We start from the raw sequence: 9,191 nt of genomic DNA on the forward strand, positions 1-9,191 counted from the left end.
CCCGGCAACCCGCCGCGTGGCAGCGCGGTCCGACCGAGGGGCGGGCGGATCTGCGGGCCTGGTTCGCCCGCGAGGCGGGCACCGGGTTGCGCGCCGACGACATGGTGATCTGCCCGGGAGGTCAGGCCGCGTTGTCGACGGCGTTGCGGGCGCTCGCCACGTCCGGCGACACCCTGCTCGTGGAGTCGCCGACCTATCTGGGTGCGCTGGCCGCCGCGCGGGCCGCCGGGCTGCGGGTGGTGCCGGTGCCCGCCGACACCGAGGGGGTACGCCCCGACCAGCTCGCCGCCGCCTTCGCCCGGACCGGCGCGCGGCTGTTCTACTGCCAGCCGCTGCACGCCAACCCGCACGGTGCCACGTTGGCGGCCGACCGGCGGGCCCCGGTCGCCGAGGCGGTACGCGACGCCGGGGCGTTCCTGATCGAGGACGACTACGCCCGTGATCTCACGCTGGACGGGGTGGCCCCGCCACCGTTGGCCGCCGACGATCCGCACGGACACGTCGTCTATCTGCGGTCGCTGACCAAGTCGGCCGCTCCCGGTCTGCGGGTCGCGGCGATCGGTGCACGGGGCCCCGCTGGCGCGCGGTTGCGCGCGGCCCGACTGCTCGACGACTTCTTCGTCGCCGGGCCGTTGCAGCAGGCCACCATCGAGGTCGTCACCGCACCGGCCTGGGCGCGACACCGGCGGGCGCTGCGGGCCGCACTGCGTACCCGTCGTGAGGCGTTGCGGGCCGCACTGCGTCGGCACCTGCCGGACCTGGCCGGGCAGCCCGTGCCGCGCGGCGGTCTGCACCTCTGGGTACGCCTGCCCGACGGCACCGACGACGTGGCGCTGGCCGCGACCGCCGCCGCCGAAGGGGTCGTCGTCTTTCCCGGCCGCCCCTGGTACGCCGCCGAACCGCCGGCACCGCACCTGCGCCTCACCTACGCCGCCGCCCCGCCCGAGGCGATGGACGAGGCCGTCCGCCGCCTCGCTCGGGCGCTGCGCACGGTGGCGTGACAACCCTCCCGCATCGTGTCGTACGGCTCGACGAGAATCGTGCGATGTCCACCTCCACACCGCTGTCCGAGTCGTTGCACAGTCCCTCGTTCTGGGCTCGTTACACCTTCGCCCACGCGGACGGCGCGGGCGCCGATCGTCTCGGCGACCTGCTCGACGACGACGTCGACAACGAACCTGACGACGACGAGGACGAAGACGAAGACGACCCGGATGCGGAGTTCGCGGTCGGCGACGGGTGTCGCCTGCTGCTGACCGCCGACGTCGGGATCGACTTCCACAGTCTGGAGATCGTCGTGCCGGGTTCGGACAAACCGGCAGAGCTGGGGTGGGACGATCTGGCGCACTGGCACCCGTACGCGCTGCGCTGGTCGGAACTCGACCTGATCTGCCGGGCGATCGCCGCTCTCGATCCGGGCCACTCGCATCCCGGGGCACCGCTGGCGCTGCTCTGCCGGTATGCCGCGGTCTTCGCCGACGACGACGTGGACGCGGCGGTGGCGGCGGTGGAGGCGGCGTACGCGTCGCTGCGGCCGTCGGGGTGGGACGGCTACTGGCCGCGTGGGACGGACTGGCTCCAGGGTGCGGACTTTCGCGACCACGGCGTCGTCTGGCAGCACGACGAGGACGGCAACCGGTGGGCCACCCAGGCGGACGGGCAAAAGCGGGACTTCTACAGCACCCGTGGGGCACCGACACCCGGCGGGTTTCCGCACGCCGAGTTGCGGACCCTGCTCGCCGCCGCCGCTACTACCGTGGGGGCACGCTGACGGCGTCCCCGTCCGGCCGTGGCCGCCGGCAACGGGGTGGTCACGAACGGCCGCTACCATCGCCGGATGGATCTTCGCGGAACGATCAGCCCGGACCGTCCGTTGCTCGTCCTGGCCATCGCCGAGGAGGCCACCTACCTCGATGCGCGCCTGCCGGTGCTGCTCACCGGGATGGGGAAGGTCAACGCGGCGGTCGCGGTGGCGGCGACGCTGGCCCGTGGCCCGCTGCCGTCGGCGGTGGTCAACCTCGGCACGGCCGGCGCGCTGCACCCCGACTGGACGGGCACCCACCAGGTCGGCAGTGTGCTCCAGCACGACCTGGACACCGAGTTCATCCGCCGGTTGACCGGGCAGAGCGTCGGGGCGCCGCTGGCGCTGGGGGGTGACGGGCCGGTGCTGGCGACCGGCGACCGGTTCGTCGCCGACGACGAGACGCGCGCCGAGCTGGCCGCCCGCGCCCAGTTGGTGGACATGGAGGGCTACGCGGTGGCGTCGACCGCGCTGCGGTTCGGCGTACCGGTGCGGCTGGTCAAGCAGGTCAGCGACGAGGCCGGTGCCGGGGCGGACCGGACCTGGAAGGAGTCGGTGGACGACTGCGCGCGGCTGCTCGCCGGCTGGGTCCGGGACCACCTCTGACCGGGGTGGTCCCGGACCGGGCCGGGCGATCCTGCCCCTATCGTCGCCGCGATCGGGACGAGGTCGTCGACGGGTCGGCCGACGGGTCGTCGTCGGCCGGTGGGGCGTCCTGGTCCTGTTCGGAGTAGCGCCACATCGATCGGATCTTGCCGGTCCGGCGGACCCCCGCCGGCCACGATCGTGCCAGCACCGCGAGGACCAGCAGGACCATCACGTTGAGGGCGAGCACCGCGCTGGTGAGCGGATCGGGCGGGGCACCGTGCTGGTGACCGGACGACGCCGGCGGTGGTGGTGCTGCTGCGCCCGGCTCGCCCTGACGCAGCGCCAGCGCCACCCCGACGGTGACGATCAGCGCGACCGCCGCGAGGCCCCACCGCCGGTGCCGCGACCTCATGAGACGCCGGCGCCGGTGAGTTCGCGGGGTGCGCAGGTGCAGTTCATCTCGTCCGCCTCGTCCGGACCGGGGCGGCGGTGCAGGAACATGGCGACGACCATCGGCAGGAAGACGATGCCGTTGTAGAACAGGTGCAGCTCGACCCGAGGCACGATGAGCTGGGCGATGCTCACCGGGCCGGCCTGGCCGAAGAACGTGGTGCCGGACTGCACCTGGATGAGCAGCAGCAGATGCTCGAAGTGGTGCCAGACCTGGATGCCCAGAGCGACGGTCCACCAGGTCTTGGCCGTGCCGGTGAAGCCGGGGCGCAGCATGATGAACCCGGCCAGCATGATCAGGGCGTAGGCGTAGTGCATCCACTCCTCGGTGACCAGCCACGGGAACGGCATCCCGAGGACCCCACGGGCCTCGGCGGTCGTCCACCCCAGGCCCCAGATCTGGAACGCCTGCACGAGGTGCTCGGCCCAGTGAGCGACCACGATGACGAGGAAGAGCAATAGCGCCGGACGGTGGTGCTGGGAGTTGAGCCGATTCATCGAAGTCCTCACTTCACGGGTGCTCGGAGGTCGGGGGGCAAAGCGCCCTGATACGACACGTGCCCTGACGGAGAGAGCGCATTCCCGCCACACTGGACTGCGTCGCGTCGCCGCCATCTCGGCCGTTTCGTAGGGGGTGAGGAAATGGTCGTTTCTGTCGTTTCTCCCTGCTGGATCAGGTGGGCTGGCACCGCTATCACCATCGACTCCCTTCAGCGGAGGGTGCCGTATCGAGCTTCTGAGATTTAGCAACTCACGCCGCCGAAAGCAAGGGGTGGACCGACTGGAAGCGTTTCCAGTGGTGCCTCCGTCGCGTGTCGGGACGACACACGACGCCAGACGAGCGCCACCCCCCACCCGACCGGGCAGGGGACCGGATCCCCGACGCGGGCAGGTGTTCGACTGTGGCACAGTGTCGCCTTCGCAAACGGTCGTTAAACACTCGCGTCGGTCGAGTTTTCACTGCTCAGAGGGGCTGACGATAGTCGCATCTCGACGCCGAGCGGCAGTCGCCCCCCTTGCGCACACCGTCTCACCTATGGGATAACCGCAATGTGGAAGTTCCGCCGAAGGACGGCGGCGTCCACGGTGGACGGTCCCGTCGAGATTGATTTCCATGACTGCGGTGGTCGCTTTTTGCATCCAGGACGCCACCGTTGTCCTCCGCTCAAGCGAACGCGACGCCAGCAGTTCCTCCGGTTTCTCGCTGCAGGTCGGCTGGCACTTGAGAACTGGGAGTGCGATGCCGATAGGTTTCCAGGGACGACCGATGTACCAAGCGGCGCTTTTCGCAGTTCCGCTCGTCGCGATAACACTGGGATTCGTCGTCCCGTCCGCCCCGAGTTCGGCCAGCGCCGAACCCTTTGCCCTCAGTGTCACTGCTATTGATCCGGCGGTGGATCCGGTCCGGACGGTCCGCAAGGTCAATCCCTCCGTCGACCACATCGCATCGTGGATCAGCTCGGTGGGTGCCAGCGCCGCCGTCGCCGATCTCGACGGCGACGCGTACGCCAACGAGGTCTGCCTGGTCGATCCGCGATCGGATTCCGTCAGCGTGCACCGGATCGACCGGAGCACGATGGGCAGCAGTCCCGTGGTGACGCTGCTCGACGAGAACGGAATCGCCCCGGGCGCGGCCGGGCAACGGCTCGCCTACGACAAGGACACGCAGGCCCCGATGGGCTGTCGACTCGCCGACCTGGACGGCAACGGCTGGGTCGACGCCCTGGTCTACTTCTGGGGACGCGGACCGGTCGCCTACCTGAACTCCGGTGGCATGACGTTCGCGCCGCACGAGGTGCTCGACGGTGGTGCCGACCTCGACTGGTACACGAACACCGCGGTCTTCAGCGACCTCAACGGTGACGGCATCATGGACATCTTCATCGGCAACTACTTCGCCGACGGCGCCCAGCTCCTCGACACCGGATCGCCGAAGCGGGTCGACATGAACGACTCGCTGTCCCGGGCGATGAACGGCGGGAAGAACTACGTGCTGCTGGGCCGGGGCGGCTTCCCCGCCGTCTCGTACGAACTCGTCGCGGACGCCTTCTCCGAGGACCACTCGCGGGGCTGGACGTTGGCGGTGGCCGCCGCCGACATGAACGGCGACGCGTTGCCGGAGCTGTACGTCGCCAACGACTTCGGTCCCGACCGCTTCTTCGTCAACCGATCGGTCGACGGCGAACTGAAGTTCGAGAACGTCGACGGCGGCAACAAGGGACTCCTCAACCCCCGGTCCACGATGATCGGCCGGGACTCCTTCAAGGGCATGGGCGTCACGATCGCCGACGTCGACCGCGACAACGAGTACGACGTCTACGTCAGCAACATCACCCACGAGTACGGCCTGTTCGAGAGCCAACTGCTCTTCCTCGGCGACGGGGTGCGGGACGACGGCGTACCCACCTTCCGGCCGGGAGCCGAGGCCCTCGGTCTGGCCCGTACCGCCTTCTCCTGGGACAACAAGGTCGGCGACCTCGACAACGACGGGCGGGTCGAGCTGCTCCAGGCGACCGGTTTCGTCCGCGGTCCGGTGAACCGGTGGCCGGAGATCCAGGAACTCGCACTCTCCAACGACACGTTGATCGCCAACCCCCGCGCCTGGCCCGACCTGAGGGACGCGGACATCAGTGGTGCGGCGCCTCGGGTCGTCATGACACCGACAGACGACGGCCGGTACGCGAACGTCGCGGAATCCTCCGGCCTTGACGACGGGGGCGTGATGCGGGGCATCGCACTGGCCGACATCGACGGCGACGGCGACCTGGACTGGATCGAGGCGAACCAGTGGGCGGACGCCCGGCTGGTCGTGAACGACTGCGACGGCTGTGACGGGTTCGTCGGTCTGCGGATCCTGCGGAGCACCGAGGACGCCTCCCCCACCGGCCCCCGTACGCCACAGGTGATCGAGGGTCTGCGGGCCACCCACGAGGTGCGGGGCGCGGCCGCGATGGGCGCCACGGCCACCGTCACCACCCCGAGCGGCAGCACGTTCCGCTCCTACGTCGACGGCGGCAACGGGCACAGCGGGCAGAGCAGCACCGACGTCCACTTCGGGCTCGGCGACGACGCGGGAGACACCCACACGGTGGCGCTGACCTGGCGAGACGCCACCGGGACGGTGCAGAACGCCGAGGTGCAGGTGGGCCGCGGCTGGCACACGGTGGTGCTGCCATGACCGGGACGTTGACGCTGCCCACCCCGACGGCGCCACCCCGCACCCGGCTGCGGGACCTGCCCGCGAAGATGCGGCCCACCGACCCGGCGAAGATGCGGCTCGCGGCGCTGCGTCGGTTCGCCGTCGCGATCATGGTGCTCAACATCGTCGGGCATCTGTTCCTCGGCTTCGAGCAGACCATCGCCCAGATGATCCTCGTGGTCCTGATGTGCTATCTGACCGAGATCGCACTCGAGACGCTCGTGGCCAAGCGGGACGCGCGGCGGCCGGCGTACCTGTCGCGTACCGAGGCGCCCACCCGACGCGAGCGGGTGCTGTCGCTGGTCAACTTCCTCCTGCCGGCGCACATCAGCGGGTTCGCGCTGGCGATGCTGCTGTTCATCAGCGACCGTCTCGACCTGTTCATCGTCGCCGCGGTCGTCACGATCAGCAGCAAGTACATCTTCCGGGTCCGGACCGGAAGGGGCGACAAGCACTTCTTCAACCCCTCGAACTTCGGCATCACGGTGATGCTGGTGCTCTACGCCAGCACCGTCAGCATCGCGCCGCCGTACCAGTTCACCGAGAACCTCGGTCACTTCGGCGACATCGCGCTGCCCGCCTTCCTCGCCTGCCTGGGCCTGTTCATCAACTTCATCTTCACCGGCAAGCTCCCACTGATCTTCGCGTGGATCGGCGGCTTCACCGCCCAGGCGGCGCTGCGCGCGGTGTTCACCGACGACACCTCCTTCCTGGCCGCGATGTCCCCGCTCACCGGGATGGCGCTGCTGCTCTTCACGCTCTACATGATCACCGACCCGGGTACGACGCCGAGGTCCACGTCGGGCCAGATCACGTTCGGTCTCTCGGTCGCCGCGGTCTACGGCGTCCTGATGCTCTTCCACGTGGCCTTCGGCGTCTTCTTCGCCCTCACGATCGTCAGCGCCTGCCGTGGAGCCGGACTGTGGATCGCGGCACGCCGAGAGTCGAGTACGGAGTCCACCGAGCCCCGCATCGGGGGGACCCCGCCGACGATCGCCCCGAACCCCGTGCCGTAACGGCACCGACCGAGTACGTCGTCACCTGGCTCCGGCGTCCGCGCCGGTGGACGGGTCGAAAGGAGAAACAGTGGAACTCACCGAGACACTTCGAGAGACGGTCGCGATGCTGGTCATGGCCGAGCCGGAGGAGATCGGCCTCGACACGTCCTTCGCGGAGTTGGGGGTCGACTCGCTGGGTCGCCTCGAACTGATCGCCCACGTCGAACAACACCTGGGCAAGATCCTGCCGGAGAACCAGACGCCGCAACTGGACACCATCAACGAGGTCGTCGAGTTCGCCGAATCCCTCGCGGCCGCATGACCGCCAGGACACCCGTGGTCACCGGTCTCGGTGTCGTCAGCGCCGCCGGCATCGGTGCCACGCACTTCTGGCAGGGCCTGCAGCAGGGCACACCCCGCTTCCGCGAGGTGTCGCTGTTCCCGACCGACGACCTGGCGAACCACGTCGCGGGCGAGATCGGGCCGTGGACACCCGGCTTCGACACCGTCGACGCCGCCCGGCTCGACGGCGACCGGACGGTCACGTTCGCGCTCGCGGCGTTGGACCAGGCGATCGCCGACGCCGGACTCGGCGACATCCGGCCGGACCGGGTGCTGGTCGGGACGACGGTCGGCGACGTCGCCGACCACGAGGGGGCCCGACGTGAGGCCGTACGCAGCGGTGCCGGTCGGCCGGGCGCGCTGGACGTGGACACGTCACTGCGCACCCGGATCTCGCGGCACCTCGGTGGGTCGGTTCCGGTGGAGCTGTTCGTCACCGCGTGCGCCGCGGGCAACATGGCGCTGATCCGTGCCGCACAGCTCATCGCCGACGGCTCCGCCGACGTCGTGGTCTGCGGTGGAGCCGAGGCGCTGTCGCGGATGGCCTTCACCGGCTTCTCGCGGATGCGCGGCATGGCGCAGGAACGCTGTCGCCCGTTCAGCGACGCGCGGGACGGACTGCTGCTCGGTGAGGGCGCCGCCTTCGTCATCGTGGAGTCGGCCGCGCACGCCGCCGCCCGTGGCACACGGCTGCGGGCGACGATCGCCGGCTACGGTCTCACCTGCGACGCGAAGCACCCGGCGGCACCGGACCTGTCCGGCGTCGGGGTGGCACGGGCGATGCGGTCGGCGATCGCCGGCGCGGACCCCGCCGACGTCGCGTACGTCTGCGCCCACGGCACCGGCACACCGCAGAACGATGCCGCCGAAGCAGCCGCCTACCGCACGGTCTTCACCGGGTCGCCCCCGCCGATCAGCTCCATCAAGGCACTCATCGGCCACTCCCTCGGCGCGGCCAGCGCGATCGAGGCGGTCGCCTGCACGCTGGTGCTCGACCACCAGCAGACGATCCCGCAGTGGGGTCTGGACGACGCCGGCACCTCGCTCGGCGTCCGGCCGGCGACCGGCCGCCACGACGAGGCGACCCGGATCGACCTGGTGCTCAACAACGCGTTCGCCTTCGGCGGCAACAACACCTGTGTCGGCCTACGGCGGCCCGCGTACGAGGAGGCCAGCGCATGACGACCGAGATCCACTGTGCGACCGCGTCGGTCGCCGCCACCTTCGAACTTTCTCCGGTCGCGCACCTCACCGGCGTCCCGGCTGGATCGAGCGACCTGCCGGCCCTCGTCCGTCGGTACCGGTCGGCGCGGTCCGCCGTCGTGGTCCACGCCCTCCAGGCGTGGCTCCAGGACGCCGAAGCCGACCTGCCCGCCCCCGAGCGTCGCGGCATCGCCCTCGGCACCGAGACCGGCGCGGGACCGGACATCGACGAGTTTCTCGACGAGTCGATCCGTCGGGGCGACCACCTCGTCAATCCGGCGCTGTTCCCGATGACCGTGCACAACGCCGCCGCCGGCAACGCGGCCATCGCCGCGCAGTGCCGGGGCCCGAGCGTGGTGGTGAGCGCGGGTGCCGACTCCGTCTGGTCGGCGCTGGACACGGCCCGCGCGTTGCTCGTCGACGGCAGCGCCGACCTCGTGTTCGTCGGCGGCTTCGAGTCGCAGCGGCTGCCCGACGGCACCACCGGCACCCTCGCCGCCTTCACGGCCCTGAGCACCGAGCCGGCGGCACTCGGCAGACGCCACTTGGGGCCGCTGGCCGCGCAGTCGCACCGGGCCGGCGTCGCGTCGCGGCCGGGTCCCCGCGAGGC

At 70.5% G+C, this 9,191-nt stretch carries 10 protein-coding genes; 8 read left to right on the forward strand and 2 right to left on the reverse strand.

Annotated elements, in window-relative coordinates:
• The 3 genes from EYA84_RS19925 to EYA84_RS19935 form a co-directional block, all read left to right on the forward strand.
• On the forward strand, positions 1-1,001 hold a 1,001-nt coding region (locus EYA84_RS19925; protein WP_236145857.1), incomplete at its 5' end, for a PLP-dependent aminotransferase family protein.
• A gap of 44 nt (positions 1,002-1,045) precedes the next feature.
• Positions 1,046-1,771 (forward strand): hypothetical protein, encoded by a 726-nt coding sequence (locus EYA84_RS19930; RefSeq protein ID WP_131054563.1) that lies wholly within the window; start codon positions 1,046-1,048, stop codon positions 1,769-1,771.
• Between the two features lie 66 nt (positions 1,772-1,837).
• The gene (locus EYA84_RS19935) at positions 1,838-2,407 is read left to right on the forward strand and encodes a nucleosidase (protein WP_131054564.1); all 570 of its coding nucleotides are present in this window, start codon (positions 1,838-1,840) and stop codon (positions 2,405-2,407) included.
• A gap of 37 nt (positions 2,408-2,444) precedes the next feature.
• Here EYA84_RS19935 and EYA84_RS19940 read toward each other — a convergent pair whose 3' ends face one another.
• Together EYA84_RS19940 and EYA84_RS19945 are read right to left on the reverse strand one after the other, a co-directional pair.
• Positions 2,445-2,801 carry a hypothetical protein gene (locus EYA84_RS19940; RefSeq protein ID WP_131054565.1) on the reverse strand — a complete coding sequence of 119 codons (357 nt, stop codon included), beginning with the start codon at positions 2,799-2,801 and terminating at the stop codon, positions 2,445-2,447.
• On the reverse strand, positions 2,798-3,337 hold the full coding sequence (locus tag EYA84_RS19945) for a hypothetical protein (protein ID WP_131054566.1): 540 nt from the start codon (positions 3,335-3,337) through the stop codon (positions 2,798-2,800). The genes EYA84_RS19940 and EYA84_RS19945 overlap by 4 nt, the downstream gene beginning before the upstream one ends.
• Positions 3,338-4,232: 895 nt before the next feature.
• Between EYA84_RS19945 and EYA84_RS19950 the strand changes: the two genes are divergently transcribed.
• The 5 genes from EYA84_RS19950 to EYA84_RS19970 form a co-directional block, all read left to right on the forward strand.
• Positions 4,233-6,017 carry a CRTAC1 family protein gene (locus EYA84_RS19950; RefSeq protein WP_161595006.1) on the forward strand — a complete coding sequence of 595 codons (1,785 nt, stop codon included), beginning with the start codon at positions 4,233-4,235 and terminating at the stop codon, positions 6,015-6,017.
• Complete coding sequence (locus EYA84_RS19955) at positions 6,014-7,054, forward strand: enediyne biosynthesis protein UnbU (RefSeq protein WP_176094221.1); 1,041 nt, start codon at positions 6,014-6,016, stop codon at positions 7,052-7,054. Before EYA84_RS19950 ends, EYA84_RS19955 begins: the two co-directional genes overlap by 4 nt.
• A gap of 70 nt (positions 7,055-7,124) precedes the next feature.
• The gene (locus EYA84_RS19960) at positions 7,125-7,358 is read left to right on the forward strand and encodes an acyl carrier protein (protein WP_131054568.1); all 234 of its coding nucleotides are present in this window, start codon (positions 7,125-7,127) and stop codon (positions 7,356-7,358) included.
• Positions 7,355-8,560 (forward strand): beta-ketoacyl synthase, encoded by a 1,206-nt coding sequence (locus tag EYA84_RS19965; RefSeq protein ID WP_131054569.1) that lies wholly within the window; start codon positions 7,355-7,357, stop codon positions 8,558-8,560. Before EYA84_RS19960 ends, EYA84_RS19965 begins: the two co-directional genes overlap by 4 nt.
• A partial coding sequence (locus EYA84_RS19970) for a beta-ketoacyl synthase N-terminal-like domain-containing protein (protein WP_201272436.1) occupies positions 8,557-9,191 on the forward strand: 635 nt, incomplete at its 3' end. The genes EYA84_RS19965 and EYA84_RS19970, both read left to right, overlap by 4 nt.

The sequence above is a fragment of the Verrucosispora sp. SN26_14.1 genome, assembly GCF_004307965.1.
Classification (GTDB): Bacteria; Actinomycetota; Actinomycetes; order Mycobacteriales; family Micromonosporaceae; genus Micromonospora.